This is a genomic window from Streptomyces venezuelae (assembly GCF_008642295.1).
GTDB classification, from domain to species: domain Bacteria; phylum Actinomycetota; class Actinomycetes; order Streptomycetales; family Streptomycetaceae; genus Streptomyces; species Streptomyces venezuelae_C.
The window spans coordinates 5,486,103-5,504,180 of sequence record NZ_CP029190.1 but is presented as its reverse complement, the minus strand read 5'-3'; the positions used below and the strand labels follow the sequence as shown (position 1 = coordinate 5,504,180).

The 18,078-nt window shown below is 71.9% G+C and carries 16 protein-coding genes; 3 read left to right on the top strand and 13 right to left on the bottom strand.

The window, feature by feature from the left end; translation table 11 throughout:
• Nucleotides 1-39 precede the first annotated feature (39 nt).
• Together DEJ50_RS24780 and DEJ50_RS24775 are read left to right on the top strand one after the other, a co-directional pair.
• Nucleotides 40-1,200 (top strand): UDP-N-acetylglucosamine--N-acetylmuramyl-(pentapeptide) pyrophosphoryl-undecaprenol N-acetylglucosamine transferase, encoded by a 1,161-nt coding sequence (locus tag DEJ50_RS24780; protein WP_150210312.1) that lies wholly within the window; start codon nt 40-42, stop codon nt 1,198-1,200.
• Nucleotides 1,197-2,204 (top strand): SDR family NAD(P)-dependent oxidoreductase, encoded by a 1,008-nt coding sequence (locus tag DEJ50_RS24775; protein ID WP_150210311.1) that lies wholly within the window; start codon nt 1,197-1,199, stop codon nt 2,202-2,204. The genes DEJ50_RS24780 and DEJ50_RS24775 overlap by 4 nt, the downstream gene beginning before the upstream one ends.
• An 11-nt stretch (nt 2,205-2,215) precedes the next feature.
• On the opposite strand, the gene DEJ50_RS24770 is transcribed toward DEJ50_RS24775, so the two are convergent.
• The 5 genes from DEJ50_RS24770 to DEJ50_RS24750 form a co-directional block, all read right to left on the bottom strand.
• Nucleotides 2,216-3,808 carry a Na+/H+ antiporter gene (locus tag DEJ50_RS24770; RefSeq protein ID WP_150210310.1) on the bottom strand — a complete coding sequence of 531 codons (1,593 nt, stop codon included), beginning with the start codon at nt 3,806-3,808 and terminating at the stop codon, nt 2,216-2,218.
• Between the two features lie 36 nt (nt 3,809-3,844).
• Entirely contained in the window at nt 3,845-4,309 is a 465-nt protein-coding gene (locus tag DEJ50_RS24765; RefSeq protein WP_150210309.1) for a GNAT family N-acetyltransferase, read from the bottom strand.
• A complete protein-coding gene (locus DEJ50_RS24760) occupies nt 4,306-5,247 on the bottom strand; it encodes an RluA family pseudouridine synthase (RefSeq protein ID WP_150210308.1) in 942 nt (313 codons plus the stop codon). The genes DEJ50_RS24765 and DEJ50_RS24760 overlap by 4 nt, the downstream gene beginning before the upstream one ends.
• Nucleotides 5,248-5,264: 17 nt before the next feature.
• Nucleotides 5,265-5,825, bottom strand: coding sequence for a signal peptidase II (gene lspA, locus DEJ50_RS24755; RefSeq protein ID WP_150210307.1), 561 nt, complete (start codon nt 5,823-5,825; stop codon nt 5,265-5,267).
• A gap of 114 nt (nt 5,826-5,939) precedes the next feature.
• Nucleotides 5,940-6,701, bottom strand: coding sequence for a TraR/DksA family transcriptional regulator (locus DEJ50_RS24750; RefSeq protein WP_150210306.1), 762 nt, complete (start codon nt 6,699-6,701; stop codon nt 5,940-5,942).
• Between the two features lie 555 nt (nt 6,702-7,256).
• On the opposite strand from DEJ50_RS24750, the gene ileS reads away from it, so the two are divergent.
• Nucleotides 7,257-10,403, top strand: a complete 3,147-nt coding sequence (gene ileS / locus DEJ50_RS24745) for an isoleucine--tRNA ligase (RefSeq protein WP_150210305.1) — start codon at nt 7,257-7,259, stop codon at nt 10,401-10,403.
• Between the two features lie 336 nt (nt 10,404-10,739).
• Here ileS and DEJ50_RS24740 read toward each other — a convergent pair whose 3' ends face one another.
• The 8 genes from DEJ50_RS24740 to murG all read right to left on the bottom strand — a co-directional run bounded on the left by DEJ50_RS24740 (nt 10,740) and on the right by murG (nt 18,072).
• Nucleotides 10,740-11,930 (bottom strand): DivIVA domain-containing protein, encoded by a 1,191-nt coding sequence (locus DEJ50_RS24740; protein WP_150210304.1) that lies wholly within the window; start codon nt 11,928-11,930, stop codon nt 10,740-10,742.
• Between the two features lie 79 nt (nt 11,931-12,009).
• Entirely contained in the window at nt 12,010-12,306 is a 297-nt protein-coding gene (locus DEJ50_RS24735) for a YggT family protein (protein ID WP_150210303.1), read from the bottom strand.
• A 39-nt stretch (nt 12,307-12,345) separates the two neighbouring features.
• The gene (locus DEJ50_RS24730; protein WP_150210302.1) at nt 12,346-12,963 is read right to left on the bottom strand and encodes a cell division protein SepF; all 618 of its coding nucleotides are present in this window, start codon (nt 12,961-12,963) and stop codon (nt 12,346-12,348) included.
• A gap of 149 nt (nt 12,964-13,112) precedes the next feature.
• Entirely contained in the window at nt 13,113-13,832 is a 720-nt protein-coding gene (locus DEJ50_RS24725; RefSeq protein WP_150210301.1) for a YggS family pyridoxal phosphate-dependent enzyme, read from the bottom strand.
• The gene (gene pgeF / locus DEJ50_RS24720; RefSeq protein WP_150210300.1) at nt 13,829-14,569 is read right to left on the bottom strand and encodes a peptidoglycan editing factor PgeF; all 741 of its coding nucleotides are present in this window, start codon (nt 14,567-14,569) and stop codon (nt 13,829-13,831) included. Before pgeF ends, DEJ50_RS24725 begins: the two co-directional genes overlap by 4 nt.
• The gene (gene ftsZ, locus DEJ50_RS24715) at nt 14,566-15,783 is read right to left on the bottom strand and encodes a cell division protein FtsZ (RefSeq protein WP_150210299.1); all 1,218 of its coding nucleotides are present in this window, start codon (nt 15,781-15,783) and stop codon (nt 14,566-14,568) included. The genes pgeF and ftsZ overlap by 4 nt, the downstream gene beginning before the upstream one ends.
• A 285-nt stretch (nt 15,784-16,068) precedes the next feature.
• Nucleotides 16,069-16,962 carry a cell division protein FtsQ/DivIB gene (locus DEJ50_RS24705; RefSeq protein WP_150210298.1) on the bottom strand — a complete coding sequence of 298 codons (894 nt, stop codon included), beginning with the start codon at nt 16,960-16,962 and terminating at the stop codon, nt 16,069-16,071.
• Nucleotides 16,963-16,977: 15 nt separating this feature from the next.
• On the bottom strand, nt 16,978-18,072 hold the full coding sequence (murG, locus tag DEJ50_RS24700) for an undecaprenyldiphospho-muramoylpentapeptide beta-N-acetylglucosaminyltransferase (protein WP_150210297.1): 1,095 nt from the start codon (nt 18,070-18,072) through the stop codon (nt 16,978-16,980).
• Nucleotides 18,073-18,078: the final 6 nt, after the last annotated feature.

Sequence of the window (18,078 nt, the reverse complement as noted above, 5' to 3'; positions counted from 1 at the left end):
TCTTAGAACGTTCTTAGGACACTCCCGCACGGTGTGACCATGAACACACACCTTTCCGTGGTGATCGGTGCGGGCGGCACCGGCGGTCACATCTATCCCGGGCTGGCGCTCGCCGATGCGCTGCGCCGGGCGGTCCCCGGGGCCGTGATCTCGTTCATCGGGACCGAGCGCGGTCTGGAGACCGAGCTGATCCCGGCCGCCGGCTACCGCCTGCACACCGTCGACATGATCCCCTTCGATCCCTCGCTCGGCGCGAAGCGCTATCTGCTGCCCGCCGCGCTGCTGCGCTCGGCCGGCCAGGCCAAGGCGGTGCTGCGCCGGCAGGGCGCGCACGTGGTGGTCGGGATGGGCGGCTACCCGAGCGCGCCCGCCGTCCTGGGGGCCCGGATGGCCGGACTGCCCGCGCTGATCCACGAGTCCAACGCGGTACCGGGCCGCGCCAACAAGTTCGCGGCCCGGCTCACCCCGAACCTCGCGGTCGCCTTCGACCGGAGCCGGCCGCACCTGACCGGCGGGGAGCAGGCGCTGACCACCGGCATGCCGATCTCCGCGGCCCTGGCCGCGCTGGGCCGGGACCGGCTCGCGTACCGCGCGGAGGCGCGGCAGGCGCTGCAGGTGCCGGACGGGCGGCGGCTGGTGGTCTTCAACGGCGGCAGTCTGGGCGCGGCCCGGCTCACCGCCGCCGCGCTCGGCCTCGCCCGGCAATGGCAGGACCGGGACGACGTACAGCTGCTGATCAAGACCGGGCCGGCCGCGCTGCCGGAGGCGACCACCACGCTGGCGGCGGACGGCGGGCACCGGGTGGCGCGGGCGGTGCCGTACCTGGACCGGATGGACCGGGTGTACGCGGCGGCCGACCTGATCGTGTGCCGGGCGGGTTCGGCGACGGTCGCGGAGCTGGCGGCCACCGGGGTGCCGGCCGTGCTGGTCCCCTACCCGCACGCCCCCGGCGACCACCAGACGCACAACGCCCGGGTGCTGTCCGACGCCGGTGCCGGGCTGCTGCTGCCGGATGCCGAGACCACGGCCGGCCGGCTGGCCGGTCTGATCGAGCCGCTGCTGGCCGATCCGGCGCTGCTGGCCGCGATGTCCGGCGCCGCCGAGCCGGGCCCGCACGGCCGGGCGGCCGACCTGCTCGCCGCCGAGGTCCTGCGCCTCGCCGGCCACCCCATCCCCTCTTCCGTACTGGAGCACGCATGAACAACATCGACATCGACTGGAACAACCGGACCGTCCTGGTCACCGGGGCCGAGGGGTTCATCGGCTCGGCCCTGGTGGACCTGCTGGTGGCCCGCGGCGCCCGGGTCCGGGCCTTCGTGCACTACAAGCCGTACGCCGAGAAGGGCCATCTGGCGCGCTACCTCGCCGACCCGGCCGGCCCGGTGGAGATGTGGGCGGGCGACGTCCGGGACGCGGGCCGGGTCAGCGATGCGGTGGCCGGCTGCGACACCGTCTTCCATCTGGCGGCGCTGATCGGCATCCCGTACAGCTACGACTCCCCGGGCGCCTACGTGCAGACGAACGTCACCGGCACCCAGAACATCGCGGAGGCCTGCCGCCGCCACGGGGTGCGCCGGCTGGTGCACACCTCCACCAGCGAGGTGTACGGGACGGCGCTCACCGCCCCGATCGACGAGGGCCACCCGCTGCAACCGCAGTCCCCCTACTCCGCGTCGAAGATCGGCGCGGACATGATGGCCCTCTCCTTCCACCACGCCTTCGAGCTGCCGGTGGCGGTGGTCCGGCCCTTCAACACGTACGGACCGCGGCAGTCGGCCCGGGCCGTGATCCCGACGATCCTGGCGCAGCTGCACGCGGGTGCCGAGGAGATCCGGCTGGGCTCGCTGACCCCGACCCGGGACTTCACGTATGTCACGGACACGGCGGAGGGCTTCCTGGCGGTGGCCGGCTGCGACCGGGCGCTGGGGCAGGTGGTCAACCTGGGCAGCGGCCGGGAGATATCGATCGGAGACCTGGCCCGGGCCCTGATCAAGGCCTCCGGCCGGGACGCGGTGGTGACGGAGGACACATCGCGGCTGCGCCCCTCGGGCAGTGAGGTGGAGCGCCTGCTGTCGGACAACTCCCGGGCCCGGGAGTGGGCCGGCTGGCAGCCGCGGGTGTCCCTGGACGAGGGGCTGCGCCGCACCTCGGAGTGGATCGCCGCGCATCCCCACCTGTTCGCCCCGGGCCGCTACCAGGTCTGAGCCGCACCGCATCAGGAGGTCCGGAGGCTGCGGACGTCCAGGTGGCGCAGGACCCGGTCGACCACCTCCGGGTCCGCGCCCGGTTCACTGCGGGCGGCGAGGACCTCGTGGCGGGCGGCGGACATCATCTCGCGCTGGATGCGCTGGACGTCCCGGATCCGGGCGACCCGCTGCGCGTACGCCTCGCGGCGCTCCTCGTCGACCAGGTCGGGGCTGATCCGGGCGCCGACGTCGTACGCGCGCCGGTACAGGGTCTCCACCAGGTCCTCGGGGAGCTCCTCCACCTCCTGGATCTCCTTCAGCCGCCGTTTCGCCGCCTTGGCCGCGCGGAGCGCGAGCCGGCGCTCGAACGCGCGCTCGGCGTCGGTGTCCGGCTCCACTCCGAGCCGGCGCACCAGCCAGGGCAGGGTGAGGCCCTGCACCACCAGCGTGGTCATGATCACCGCGAAGGCGATGAAGATGATCTCGTCCCGGGCGGGGAACGGCTGCCCGTCGTCGGTCCGCAGCGGGATGGCCAGGGCGAGGGCCACCGAGGCCACCCCGCGCATCCCGGCCCACCACATCACCACGCTCTCCCGCCAGCTCAGCGGGATCTCCTCGTCCCAGTCGCGCCGGGTGTGCAGCTTCCTCGCGAGCCAGGCCGCCGGCAGCAGCCACACCAGCCGGACGCCGACCACCACCGCGATCACCGCGACGGCCCAGCCGGCGAGCTGCCCCCAGCGGCCGTGCGCGGTGCTGAACACGGTGTGCAGTTCCAGGCCGATGAGCCCGAAGGCCACCCCGGTGACCAGGGTGTCGACGATCTCCCAGAAGGTGTGCCCGGCCAGCCGGCCCAGGACGTCGTCGGCGTCGGAGGCGTACTCGGCGAGGAACAGGGCGGTGGTGAGGACGGCCAGCACCCCCGAGCCCTGGAGCTCTTCGGCCAGGACATAGGAGACGAACGGCACCAGCAGGGTCAGCCCGATCTGCAGGGTGGCGTCGCCGAGCAGGCCCATCAGCCGGTTCGCGACCCAGCCCAGGGCCAGCCCGACGGCCAGCGCGACCACCGCGGACAGCACGAACTCCCCCAGCGCCTGCGGCCAGGAGAAGCTGCCGCTGACGGCGGCGGCCACGGCCACGTGGTAGAGCACGATGGCCGTCACATCGTTGAACAGGCCCTCGCCTTCCAGGATCGACACCATGCGCCGGGGCAGCCCCAGCGATCCGGCGACCGCGGTGGCCGCCACCGGATCGGGCGGGGCGACCAGCGCGCCCAGCGCCACCGCCGCGGCGATCGGCAGCCCGGGCACCACGGCATGGGCGACGCCGGCGACCGCGGCGGTGGTGACGAAGACCAGGGCCACGGCCAGCAGCAGGATGGGCCGCACATTGGCCGCGAACTGGCGCCAGGAGGTGCGCTGCACGGAGGCGTAGAGCAGCGGCGGCAGCACCAGCGGCAGGATGAACTCGGGCGGGATGTCGACGTTCGGGATGGCCGGCACCAGGGCCAGCGCCACCCCGGCCAGGGTCATCAGCACCGGCGCGGGCAGGCCCAGCCGGTCCCCGAGTGGCACGGTGACCACGGCGCCGAACAGCAGCACGAAGAGGAGGAGGAGCTGATCCACTCCCCCACCCTGCCAGGTATGTCCCGCTTTACCGCTTTACGGCAGGGTGCGCCGCATCGCCCGGTGCGGCATGCCCGCGTCCTCGAACTCCGGGCCGTACGCCACGTAGCCGAGCCGCTCGTAGAAGCCCAGCGCCTGGGTCTGGGCGCCGAGGTCCACCGCGGTGAGGCCCCGCCGGACCGCCTCCGCCTCGATCGCGCGGACCAGCGCGGCGCCGACCCCGAGGCCGCGGGCGGCCTTCAGTACGGCCAGCCGGCCCAGGGAGCCGACCTCGGGCGAGCCGGTCTTGCCGAGGGCGGCCTCGCCGTACAGCAGGCGGCCGGTGCCGAGGGGGCCGTCCGGCCCGACGGCCAGCACATGCACGGCCTCCGCGTCGTAGGCGTCGTACTCGACCGACTCCGGGACGCCCTGCTCCTCGACGAACACCTCGGTGCGGACCGCGAAGCAGGCGGCCAGGTCCGCCTCGCCGGTGGCGACCCGGACCTCGTACGCGGCGGTCACTCGCTCTCCGCGCGGATCACGTCCAGGGCGTGCTGGAGGTCCGCCGGGTAGTGGCTCTCGAACTCCACCCACTGCCCGTCGGCGGGGTGCTCGAAACCGAGCCGGACCGCGTGCAGCCACTGCCGGGTCAGGCCCAGCCGCTTGGCGATGGTCGGGTCGGCGCCGTAGGTCAGGTCACCCACGCAGGGGTGCCGGTGCGCGGACATGTGCACCCGGATCTGGTGCGTACGGCCGGTCTCCAGCTTGATGTCGAGCAGCGAGGCGGCGCGGAACGCCTCGATCAGGTCGTAGTGGGTGACGGAGGGCTTGCCCTCCTGGGTCACGGCCCACTTGTAGTCGGCGCTGGGGTGCCGGCCGATCGGCGCGTCGATGGTGCCGCTCATCGGGTCGGGGTGGCCCTGGACGAGGGCGTGGTAGCGCTTGTCCACGATCCGCTCGCGGAACTGGTGCTTGAGCGAGGTGTAGGCGCGCTCGGACTTGGCGACGGCCATCAGGCCGGAGGTGCCGACGTCCAGGCGGTGCACGATGCCCTGGCGCTCGGCGGCGCCGGAGGTGGAGATCCGGTAGCCGGCGGCGGCCAGACCGCCGATGACGGTGGTGCCGGTCCAGCCGGGGCTCGGGTGGGCGGCCACCCCGACCGGCTTCATGATCACGACGATGTCCTCGTCGTCGTGGATGATCTCCATGCCCTCGACGGGCTCGGCGACGATCTCGACCGGCCGCGGCGGGGCGGGCATCTCGACCTCGAGCCAGGCGCCCCCGTGCACCCGCTCGGACTTCCCGACGACGCTGCCGTCGACCGACACCTTCCCCGCAGCCGCGAGGTCGGCCGCCTTCGTCCGGGAGAAACCGAACATACGGGCGATGGCGGCGTCGACGCGCTCGCCTTCGAGGCCATCGGGAACGGGCAGGGTGCGGATCTCGGGAATCGTACTCACCCGTCGAGTATGCCTTGTCAGTCCTTGTGGACGGTGCCGTCCGGGTCCAGCCCCCGGAAGGACAGCAGCACGATCAGGATGCCGCCGCAGACGATCGCCGAGTCCGCGAGGTTGAAGACGGCGAAGTGGGCGGGCGCGATGAAGTCCACCACCGCACCGCGGAAGACGCCGGGCGAGCGGAAGATCCGGTCGGTGAGATTGCCGAGCGCACCGCCCAGCAGCAGACCCAGGGCGATGGCCCAGGGGAGGCTGTAGAGCTTCCGGGCCAGCCGCACGATCACCACGATCACGGTGGCGGCGATACAGGTGAAGATGATCGTGAAGGCCTCGCCGAAGCCGAAGGCCGCGCCGGGGTTCCGGACCGCCTCGAACTTGAGCAGGTCCCCGATGATCTCGATGGGAACCTGGTGCTCCAGCTTCGCCACCACCAGCATCTTGCTGCCCAGGTCGAGCACGTACGCCAGCAGGGCGACGACCAGCAGCGCGGTGATCCGCCGCCGCCCCTTGGCCTGCGCGGGCTCCGGCTGGGTGTCGTCCCCGACCTCCGGCGTACCGATGATGCGCTCCGCCTCTGCCACGTGAGTCCCTCGTCCTGGCTCGACAACTGAACACGAGGGTACGTCACACCCCTGGCCCGGGGCTGGCGCCCTGGGCCTGCGGCCCGGCTCACCAGCACCGGCGCCCCACCCGCCCTAGTGCCGGCGTTCCTGCTTCTGCTTGCACTCCACGCACAGCGTGGCCCGGGGGAAGGCCTGCATCCTGGCCTTGCCGATGGGCCGGCCGCAGTTCTCGCAGAGACCGTAGGTCCCCGCGTCCAGCCGCTCCAGGGCCCGCTGGGTCTGCTCCAGCATCTCCCGGGCGTTCGCGGCGAGGGCGATCTCGTGCTCCCGGGTGATGTTCTTGCTGCCGGTGTCGGCCTCGTCGTCGCCGGCACCGCCGCCGCCGTCCCGCATCAGGCCCGTGATGGCCAGCTCGGATGCGTCCAGCTCGGACCGCAGCCGCAGCACCTCGCCCTCCAGTTCGGTACGGGCCTCCGTGACCTCGGCGGGGCTCCAGGGGTCCTCGCCCGGCCGGACGGCGAGCTCCGCCGCGCCGCGGGCCTTGGGCAGCCCGCTGGTGGCCGCGGTGGCGGTCTTCCTGGCCCTGCTCGTGCCCGTGCTCTTCTTGGCAACCACGTTCCGGACTCCCGTCTCGGTCGTCTCCCCGGCCACCTCGGCAGGGGCCGCCTTCCCGGCCTTGGCCGGGGCCGAGCGCTTCGCCGCCGTCCCCGCCGGGGCTCGCTTCCCGGCCGCCGCCTTCTTGCCGTCCACCCGCTTCACGGCGGCCGTCTTCCCCGCCGCGGCCCGCTTCGGCTGCTCCGCTGCGGCGCGCTTCACCGGGGCCGGGCCCGGCTGGGCGTCTGGGGCCGCCCGCTGTGCGGCCTTGGCCGCCGTCGACTGCTTCTTCGCCACCATGGCTGCGGCCCCTTCACATATGGTGATCTAGCACGCAAATCGTGCTGGGACGATAAATCGACTCCGGCCCCGCGGCAACGGGGCACGCGTCCACCGAGACCAACCTGCATCCGTTGTGCCCAGCTCCGCGCCCGGTAATCCGCCACCCGCCGCCCTCCCGGCCCCGACGGCGGCCGTCGGACCATTCGGGTCACCGGCGGGAGCACCGGCCGCGGCACCGTAATTCCGGTCTGCCGAGCGGCCACCTGGCCCGTACACTGGGCCCAGCGAAAGGCATGGATGGGGACGAGTAGCCTCGTACGCAGCCAGGAGCGACCCGGGGACGGTGAGAGCCCGGGGGCGAGCGCGATGCGAAGGATCACCCCGGAGCCGCCGGAAGAACACCCAGGGACGCCCGGTCCACGGGTCAGTAGAACCGGCTCGCAACCCCAATGAGGGGGCCACCGGCGCGCGCAGGCGCACCCGGGGGCCAAGGAGGGTGGTACCGCGGGAGCTGCGCGCTCTCGTCCCTCCGGACGGAGAGACAGACCCCGCCGGAGGAAGACGAAAAGCCTCATGACGAACCCGCCGCAGTACCGCCCGGTACCCGCCCAGGTCGACCTGCCCGCCCTGGAGCACGCCGTCCTGGAGTTCTGGCAGGAGAGCAAGACCTTCGCCAAGACCCTGGAGCAGTCCGAGGGCCGCCCGGAGTGGGTCTTCTACGAAGGCCCGCCGACCGCCAACGGCATGCCCGGAGCGCACCACATCGAGGCCCGCGTCTTCAAGGACGTCTTCCCCCGCTTCCGGACCATGCGCGGCTACCACGTGGCCCGGAAGGCCGGCTGGGACTGCCACGGCCTGCCCGTCGAGCTGGCCGTCGAGAAGGAGCTCGGCTTCAGCGGCAAGCAGGACATCGAGGCGTACGGCATCGCCGAGTTCAACGCCAAGTGCCGGGAGTCCGTGCTCCGCCACACCGACGCCTTCTCCGAGCTCACCACGCGCATGGGCTACTGGGTGGACCTGGACGACGCCTACGTCACCATGGACCCCGAGTACGTGGAGTCCGTCTGGTGGTCCCTGAAGGAGATCTTCAACAAGGGCCTGCTGGTCCAGGACCACCGCGTGGCCCCCTGGTGCCCGCGCTGCGGCACCGGCCTCTCCGACCACGAGCTGGCCCAGGGCTACGAGACCGTCGTCGACCCCTCGGTCTTCGTCCGCTTCCCGCTGACCTCCGGCCCGCTCGCCGGCGAGGCCGCCCTCCTGGTCTGGACGACCACCCCCTGGACCCTGGTCTCCAACACCGCCGTGGCCGCGCACCCCGAGGTCACGTACGTGGTCGCGACCAATGGCGAGGAGAAGCTGGTCGTCGCCCGGCCGCTGCTGGAGAAGGCCCTCGGCGAGGGCTGGGAGGCCACCGGCGAGTCCTTCACCGGCAAGGAGATGGAGCGCTGGACCTACGAGCGCCCGTTCTCCCTCGTCGAGTTCCCGGCGCCCGCCCACTACGTGGTGAACGCCGACTACGTCACCACCGAGGACGGCACGGGTCTGGTCCACCAGTCCCCCGCCTTCGGCGCCGACGACCTCGCGGTCTGCCGCGCCTACGGCCTGCCCGTGGTGAACCCGGTCCGCCCCGACGGCACCTTCGAGGAAGAGGTCCCGCTGGTCGGCGGCGTCTTCTTCAAGAAGGCCGACGAGAAGCTGACCGCCGACCTCGACGCCCGCGGCCTGCTGTTCAAGCACATCGCGTACGAGCACAGCTACCCGCACTGCTGGCGCTGCCACACCGCCCTGCTCTACTACGCGCAGCCGTCCTGGTACATCCGCACCACCGCCGTCAAGGACGCGATGCTGCGGGAGAACGAGAAGACCAACTGGTACCCGGACTCGGTCAAGCAGGGCCGCTTCGGCGACTGGCTGAACAACAACATCGACTGGGCCCTGTCCCGGAACCGCTACTGGGGCACCCCGCTGCCGATCTGGCGCTGCGAGGAGGGCCACCTCACCTGCGTGGGCTCCCGCGCCGAGCTCAGCGAGCTGTCCGGCCGGGACCACAGCGCCCTGGACCCGCACCGCCCGTACATCGACGAGGTCACCTTCCCCTGCACGGCCGAGGGCTGTTCCCACACCTCGGTCCGGGTGCCTGAGGTCATCGACGCCTGGTACGACTCGGGGTCCATGCCGTTCGCGCAGTGGGGCTACCCGTACAAGAACAAGGAGATCTTCGAGAAGCGCTACCCGGCGCAGTTCATCTCGGAGGCCATCGACCAGACCCGCGGCTGGTTCTACACGCTGATGGCGGTCGGCACGCTCGTCTTCGACAAGTCCAGCTACGAGAACGTGGTCTGCCTGGGCCACATCCTCGCCGAGGACGGCCGCAAGATGTCCAAGCACCTGGGCAACATCCTGCAGCCGATCCCGCTCATGGACCAGCACGGCGCCGACGCGGTCCGGTGGTTCATGGCGGCCGGCGGCTCCCCGTGGGCGGCCCGCCGGGTCGGCCACGGCACCATCCAGGAGGTGGTCCGCAAGACCCTCCTCACCTACTGGAACACGGTCGCCTTCCAGGCGCTGTACGCCCGTACGTCGAACTGGGCGCCCTCGGCCTCCGACCCGGCCCCGGCGGACCGCACCGTCCTCGACCGCTGGCTCCTCTCGGAGCTCCACGCCCTCGTCGGCGAGGTCACGGACGCGATGGAGGCGTACGACACCCAGCGCGCCGGCAAGCTCCTGTCCGCGTTCGTGGACGACCTCTCCAACTGGTACGTGCGCCGCTCGCGCCGCCGGTTCTGGCAGGGGGACGGGGCGGCGCTCCGCACCCTCCACGAGGTCGTGGAGACGGTCACCCGCCTGATGGCCCCCCTCACCCCGTTCATCACGGAGCGGGTCTGGCAGGACATGATCGTCCCGGTCACCCCGGAGGCGCCGGAGTCGGTCCACCTGTCCTCGTGGCCCGAGGCGGACGCGACGGCCGTGGACCCCGTCCTGTCGCAGCAGATGCTGCTGGTCCGCCGCCTGGTGGAGCTGGGCCGGGCGACGCGTGCGGAGTCCGGGGTCAAGACCAGGCAGCCCCTCTCCCGGGCCCTGGTCGCGGCGACGGGCTTCTCGGCCCTGTCCCCCGAGCTCCAGGCCCAGATCACGGAGGAGCTGAACGTCTCCTCGCTGGCCTCGCTCTCCGAGGTGGGCGGCTCGCTGGTGGACACCACCGCGAAGGCGAACTTCCGGGCGCTGGGCAAGCGCTTCGGCAAGGGCGTGCAGGACGTGGCGAAGGCGGTGGCCGCGGCCGACGCGGCGGCCCTGTCCCTGGCCCTGCGGTCCGGCTCCGCCGAGGTCTCGGTCAACGGCGAGACGGTGACCCTCACCCCCGAGGAGGTCATCATCACGGAGACCCCGCGGGAGGGCTGGTCGGTGGCGTCCGACTCCGGCGCCACCGTCGCCCTGGACCTGGAGATCACCCCGGAGCTGCGCCTCGCCGGCCTGGCGCGTGACGCGATCCGCCTGATCCAGGAGGCCCGGAAGAACTCCGGTCTGGACGTCGCGGACCGCATCGCCCTGCGCTGGTCCTCGACGGACCCGGAGGTCGTCACGGCCCTGACGGACCACGCGGCGCTGATCGCGGACGAGGTCCTGGCGACGGACTACGCGTCGGGTGAGGCGGACGGGTCGTTCGGCGACCCGTTCGCGGACGAGTCGCTGTCCCTGACGTTCCGCCTCCGCAAGGCCTGACCCCACGCACCGAGCGGCCCGCCACCCCACCGGGGCGGCGGGCCGCCCCGCTTCTCCCGCCGGGCCGGACCCGGCCCCGCCGGCGAGTCCGGCGCGGGGCGCGGAAAAGGGGGGCCGGCCCTCCTCCAGAGGGGCGCCGGGCCACAGCCGTTCCATGTCCCCACCCCGCCCCTCCCGTCCCGCGGGCTCCGCCCCGGAGCCCGCGGGACGGGGCAGCCGGACCTGGGGGCGGCTGCGCGCAGCGGCGGGGCATGGCAAAGGGCCGGGCCCGGTGCCCCCTGAGGGGTACCGGGCCCGGCCCTGAGTGACTGCCGACGCGGCACAGGCCGCCGCGGCCTAGTTGTCGTCCTCGTCGATCAGGAAGCCGCGCATCGGCGACGGCGCCTGCTGCATCGGCTGCGGACTGGCCGGCCGCACCGGAGCCATCGGCTGGGTCATCGCCGGCGACATCTGCTGCTGACCGCCGTACGACGGGCCGCCGCCCATCGGGGACGGGGGCGCCATCGGGGACGGGGCCCCCATGGAGTGGCCCATCGCGCCGGCCGGAGCCATCGACGGCGCCGGGGACGGCGGCAGCGAGGCGGTGGCCGGGGTGCGCGGCGGGGCCAGCGAGTCGTCGGCCTGGGTCTCCAGCTGGCGCAGCTGCGACTCCAGGTAGGACTTCAGACGCGTACGGTACTCACGCTCGAAGCCCCGCAGGTCCTCGACCTTGCGCTCCAGCGTGGCGCGGGCGGACTCCAGGGAGCCCATCGCGACGCGGTGCTTCTCCTGCGCGTCCCGCTCCAGGGCGTCGGCCTTGGCACGGGCGTCCCGCTCCAGGCCCTCGGCGCGGCTGCGCGCCTCGCCGACGATCTTGTTGGCCTCGGAGCGGGCCTCCGCGATCGCCTGGTCGGCGGTCTGCTGGGCGAGCGAGAGGACACGCGCGGCGCTGTCGCCACCGGGGCCCTGGCCGGGCTGCGGCAGCTGCGGCTGGTGGCCCATCGGCTGCATCTGCTGCCCCATGGGCTGCATCTGCTGGCCCATCTGCTGGCCCATGGGCTGCATCTGCTGACCCATCGGCTGCATCTGCTGCCCGAGCGGGTTCTGGCCGCCCATGGACGGGTTGCCCGCCATCGGGTGCTGCTGCATCGGACCGCCCATGGGGCCGCCCATCGGGCCGGGACCCTGCGGGCCCTGGCCGCCGGGGCCCGGCGGGAGCTGCGGCGCGCCGCCCGGCAGCTGGGGCGGACCCATCTGCGGGGGACCCTGCTGGACCGGCGGGCCGGATATGGCGGCGGGCACCGGGGCGCCCGGACCGCGCTGGTCCTGCGGCTCCGGCTTGCGCATGCCCTGCTGCTGCTGGTTCTGCGCGGCGGCCCGGGTCGCTGCGGCCAGCTTGGCGCGCAGGTCCTCGTTCTCGCGCAGCAGGCGCGTCAGTTCGGCTTCGACCTCGTCGAGGAAGGCATCGACCTCGTCCTCGTCATAGCCTTCTCGAAGGCGGACGGTTGTGAACTGTTTGTTCCGCACGTCCTCGGGAGTCAGCGGCATGTCTTCTTCACCTCTACGTAGTCGTCGGCAGTCGGCAAGACCGTGGGATCATCCCCGCACAGGCGGGGAGCATCATCGTTCACACGCTTCTCGCAACGTTGCTCACGATGCTGATCAGGATGTAGACGATGATCATCAGCACGAAGAAGGACAGGTCTAGTGCCACGCCCCCGAGACGCAACGGCGGGATGAATCGCCGCAGAAGCTTGAGCGGTGGATCGGTGACAGTGTAGGTGGCCTCCAGAACGACCACCATCGCCTTGCCCGGTTCCCATGAACGTGCGAACTGGAAGACGTAGTCCATGACCAGTCGGAAGATCAGCACGATGAGGAAGCACATCAGCGCGATGTAGACCACCTGCAGTGCGACACCCATCCCGTGCTTCCCTCTCCCCGTGCTCTCGCCTGATCCGGTCTAGCTCTGGTTGAAGAACCCGCCCTCTGCAATGCGGGCCTTGTCCTCCGCCGTGACATCGACGTTAGCAGGCGACAGCAGGAACACCTTCTGTGTCACGCGTTCAATGCTGCCGTGCAGTCCGAACACCAGCCCGGCCGCGAAGTCGACCAGACGCTTCGCGTCAGTGTCGTCCATCTCGGTCAGGTTCATGATCACCGGAGTGCCCTCGCGGAAGTGTTCCCCGATGGTACGGGCCTCGTTGTAGGTCCGGGGGTGCAGTGTCGTAATGCGGTACGGCTCCCGCTCGGACACGACCTTGGGCATGATCACGGGGGCGTTCTTCTCCTGATTCGGGCGGTCGGGTGTGATGGATGCCACGGGGGCGATTCGTGCGGGTCGTCCGTTTTCCACCGGCAACGGGATCGGCTCGCGGGGCGCCGGAGGCTGGGCGACTCGTACCGGTTCGTCCGTTACGGGCGGTTGGTGCACCGGCTGTTGCCGGCGATCCCGGTCCCGGGAGCGCTCCAGCTCCGGCTCCGGCTCGAACTCGTCATCGGGGTCGTATCCGGGGTTGTCGTACCGGTCGTCCTCCACGAGGCCGAGGTAGACCGCCATCTTGCGCATTGCGCCGGCCATTCTCCGAGTCCTCCGCTCTGTGGTGGATCGCCCACCGACAAATGTCGCAGTGTCACAAAAGTCACCAACTGCCCGCGATCCACGCGGCCTGCCCGCTCAGCTGCGGGAATGACCATATTTTCTGCTGTGGTCCGACTTTCTTCGCGACGTTACCCGAGCCGGGGTCTCGCGCCGAGTACCGCGGTGCCGACGCGTACATGTGTCGCTCCGGCCGCCACGGCCTGTTCCAGGTCTGCGCTCATCCCGGCCGACACCATGGTCGCAGCCGGATGGGCGGCGCGCAGGCCGCTTGACAATTCCATCAACCGCTCGAAAGCGGCCTGTTCGCGCCCCGCGTAGGGCCCCGCCAGCGGGGCCACCGTCATCAGCCCGTCGAGCCGCAGCCCGGGTGCACCGGCGACCAGGTCCGCCAACTCCCCGAGCAGGTCCGGGGCTGCGCCGCCCCGGGAGCCCTGCTCCCCCGACTCGGCGTCGAGGGCGATCTGCACCAGGCAGCCCAGCTCCCGGCCGGCCTTCACCGCCGCTGCGGAGAGCGCGGTGACCAGCCGGGGTCGGTCGACGGACTGCACGACCTGTGCGTATTCGGCCACCGAGCGGACTTTGTTCGTCTGCAACTGGCCGACGAAATGCCAGGTGAGGGGCAGATCCGCGCAGGCGGCGGCCTTGGGTGCCGCATCCTGGTCGCGATTTTCCGCCACATGACGGACACCCAGCTCCGCCAGCAGTCGTACGTCGCTCGCGGGGTGGGTCTTGGTGACCACGATGAGGGTCACCTCCTCCCGCTTCCGCCCGGCCGTCGCGCAGGCGGACAAGATACGTTCCTCCACCCGCGCGAGGTTGGCGGCGAGCTCGGCCTTACGGTCCATCATCGATCTGCTTCCAGGAAGACATATCCGGCGAGGCGGCCGGTCACCCGGTCGCGGCGGTACGAGAAGTGGTCCCGCGACTCCAGTGTGCAGACCGGGGAACGGTGGGCGTTCACCACCCCCAGCTCCACCAGCTGGGCGTGCACCCCGGCGACCACGTCCACGGCCGGGGTTCCCCAGCTCGTCTCGGCCCGGGCGGCCGGGACCACTTCGGCGACCTCGTCCCGCATCGCGGCCGGAACCTCGTAACAGCGCCCGCAGACGGCGGGTCCGGTACGGGCGAGGAGCCGGGCGGGGTCGGCGCCGAGCGCGGCCATCGCCTCGACCGCGGCCGGCACCACCCCGGCCACCAGCCCGGGCCGGCCCGCGTGCGCGGCGGCCACGACTCCGGCGACCGGGTCGGCCAGCAGGACCGGCACGCAGTCGGCGGTGAGCACCGCCAGGGCCAGGCCCCGACGGGCGGTCACCACCGCGTCCACGGCCGGAATCTCTTCCTCCGGACCCCAGGGCCCGTCCACCACGGCCACGTCCCGGCCGTGCACCTGGTTCATCCAGACCACCCGGTCCGGGGCCAGGCCCAGTTCCCGGGCGGCCCGCGCCCGGTTCTCCCGTACGGCGGCCGGGTCGTCGCCGACCGCGCCGCCGAGGTTGAGCTCCTCGTACGGAACGGCGCTCACCCCGCCCCACCGGTCGGTGAAGGCGAAGTGGGCGCCGCTCTCGGTGTGCTGCCCTATCGTCACTTCAAGAAGTCCGGAACGTCCAGTTCCTCCGCCGGGCTGTCCTGGTACGGGCGGGCCGACGGAACCGGCGGGGCGGTGGCGGCGGAGGACTGCCGGTCCTCGTTCACCGGAGCCGCCTCGACCGGGGCCGGGGGCTCCTCGCGCGGGGTGACCGTGCCGAGTCCGCCGAAGGACGGCCGGACCGGCTCGGCCGGGCGGACCGGGGCCGCGGGCTCCTCGCGCTTGCTGGAGGCGGCGCCGATGACATTGTCCCGGCGGGCCGGCGGCTGGCCGCCGTCGAAGCCGGCGGCGATGACGGTGACCCGCACCTCGTCGCCGAGGGCGTCGTCGATGACGGCACCGAAGATGATGTTCGCCTCGGGGTGCGCGGCCTCGCTGACCAGCTGGGCGGCCTCGTTGATCTCGAACAGGCCGAGGTCCGAGCCACCGGAGATGGAGAGCAGGACGCCCCGCGCCCCGTCGATGGAGGCCTCCAGCAGCGGCGAGGAGATCGCCATCTCGGCGGCGGCCACGGCGCGGTCGTCGCCGCGGGCCGAGCCGATGCCCATGAGCGCCGAGCCGGCCTCGGACATCACGGACTTGACGTCGGCGAAGTCCAGGTTGATCAGGCCCGGGGTGGTGATCAGGTCGGTGATGCCCTGCACACCGCTCAGCAGGACCTGGTCGGCCGACTTGAAGGCGTCGAGGACGCTCACCTGGCGGTCCGAGATGGACAGCAGGCGGTCGTTGGGGATGACGATGAGGGTGTCGACCTCTTCGCGGAGCTCGGCGATGCCGTCCTCCGCCTGGTTCGCACGGCGCCGGCCCTCGAAGGTGAACGGCCGGGTGACCACACCGATCGTCAGGGCGCCGAGCGAACGCGCGATGTTGGCGACGACGGGTGCGCCGCCGGTGCCGGTGCCGCCGCCCTCGCCGGCGGTGACGAAGACCATGTCGGCCCCCTTGAGGACCTCCTCGATCTCCTCACGGTGGTCCTCTGCCGCCTTGCGACCGACTGCCGGGTTGGCGCCGGCGCCGAGGCCCCGGGTGAGTTCCCGGCCGACGTCGAGCTTGACGTCGGCGTCGCTCATCAACAGCGCCTGTGCGTCCGTGTTGATGGCGATGAACTCGACGCCCTTGAGACCGACCTCGATCATTCGGTTGATGGCATTGACACCACCGCCGCCGACACCGATGACCTTGATGACTGCGAGGTAGTTCTGCGGTGCTGCCACGTCGAAGGCCTCTCGCCTCGAGTTACGTGTCGCCGCCTCGCGGGCCTGCGGTGCGACGACTGATGCCGAAATGGGGACGGTCCGAACGCGCCGACCCGAACCCTAACCCTGAAGTTTAGGGTTAAGAATGTGCCTGTTGCTTGGATCCTTGGACTTCCGAACAGGACACTAAGTCGACAAGTAGCGCGTGTTCAACGAACACGCCGAACCTCCCGTTTTTCTTTTCACCCTATGTGATCACCCGTATCGCTGGCCAACCAGGGTGCGCCGATGTTGGACTTGACGTCAACTCCCGGACACCGCAGGGGCCGTGGGGGCGCTCACGTCAAAGTGGTCAGCCTTGGGCGCGGCCTTCAGCAGAGCCGTCAGCGCGCGGGCTTTCGCCTCACCCTGTTCGGCGCTGCCCCACATGACCGTTCGGTCCCGGCTCAACTCCAGCACCACGGAATCGTACGAGCCGACGCTGACCCGCAGGGTCTCCCTGGCCACGGCCTCGGGCAGGGCCCGGGCGATGCCCACCGCCTCGTGCAGCAGCCGCTCCTCGTCGAAGCGGCGCAGGCTCGGCGACCGGCCGGCGTCCAGTTGCAGGACCGGAACGCCCTTGGGAGGGTTCGGCACCGTGTCGAACCGCACACCCGAAGCGTCCACTTCGACGAACTTGGCGTCCTTTTTGATGAGCAGGACGGGTTTGCGCTCCGTCACTTTCAGCCCGATTCCGTCCGGCCAGGAACGCACCACATCGACCGATTCGATCCGGGGCAGCCGGGCGCGCAGCCGGCTCTCGATCTCGTCGGTGTCCACGGTCGCCAACGGGGCGCCGACCGGAACCGCGGCGGCGTCCAGCACCTGACGGGGGGTGAGCACCTCGGTGCCGGTGGCGGTGACGGTCTCCACCCGGAGCCAGTCGGAGCCGTACAGCAGCCAGCTGCCGCCGCCACCGAGCAGCACCGCCGCGGCGAGTGCCGCCGCCACCGGGCCCCGGCTGAACTTCTTCCAGCCGGGACCCTTCGCCGGCTTCGGGGACTTCGCCGGCCGGGGGGGCTTCGGAGACTTCGGGGCCTTGGAGGACTTCGCCGGCCTCGAGAACCAGGGGAGTTTCGGGGGCTTGCGGGAGGTGGGCGGTCTGCCGCTCTTCCCGGACCCGGGGTTCCCGCGCTCGGCGGTCGTCGCTCCGGCCACGTGGTGCCTCCTGCGTCAGCGGTTCCTGTTGGCGGCGATCGCCTCGTACACCATGCCGACCAGCAGCTCGTCGGCGTCCCGGCGGCCGAACTCGGCGGCGGCGCGGGACATCTCGTACAGCCGGTGCGGGTCACCGAGCACCGGAACGACGTTGTTCTGCACCCACTGCGGGGTCAGCTCGGCGTCGTCGACCAGCAGACCGCCGCCGGCCTTGACCACCGGCTGGGCGTTGAGCCGCTGTTCGCCGTTGCCGATGGGCAGCGGGACGTACGCGGCGGGCAGCCCGACGGCGGAGAGTTCGGCCACGGTCATCGCCCCCGCGCGGCACAGCATCATGTCGGCGGCGGCGTACGCGAGATCCATCCGGTCCACGTACGGTACCGGGATGTACGGCGGCATACCGGGCATGTTGTCCACGCGCGGCAATTCGTTCTTCGGGCCGACGGCGTGCAGGATCTGGATCCCGGAGCGCTGCAGCACCGGGGCGACCTGCTGGACCACCTCGTTGAGCCGGCGGGCGCCCTGAGAGCCGCCGGAGACCAGGAGGGTGGGCAGGTTGGGGTCGAGGCCGAAGGCGGCGCGGGCCTCGGGGCGGACGGCGGACCGGTCCAGGGTGGCGATGGTCCGGCGCAGCGGGATGCCGACGTAGCGGGCGTTGCGGAGCTTGCTGTCGGGGGTGGAGACGGCGACGGCGTGGGCGTACCGGGAGCCGATCTTGTTGGCCAGGCCGGGCCGGGCATTGGCCTCGTGGACGATGATCGGCACACCGAGCCGCTTGGCCGCGAGGTAGCCGGGCAGGGCCACGTAGCCGCCGAAGCCGACCACGCAGTCGGCCTTGGTGCGGGTGAGGATCTCCTCCGCGGCCTTGATGGTGCCGCGCAGCCGGCCCGGGACGGTGATCAGCTCGGGAGTGGGCTTGCGGGGCAGCGGAACGGCGGGGATCAGTCCCAGCTCGTAGCCGCGCTCCGGCACCAGACGGGTCTCGAGACCGCGCTCCGTTCCGAGGGCGGTGATGCCCACGGTCGGGTCCTGCCTGCGCAGGGCGTCCGCGAGGGCAAGCGCGGGCTCGATGTGGCCGGCGGTCCCCCCACCGGCGAGTACGACATGCACCGAAAT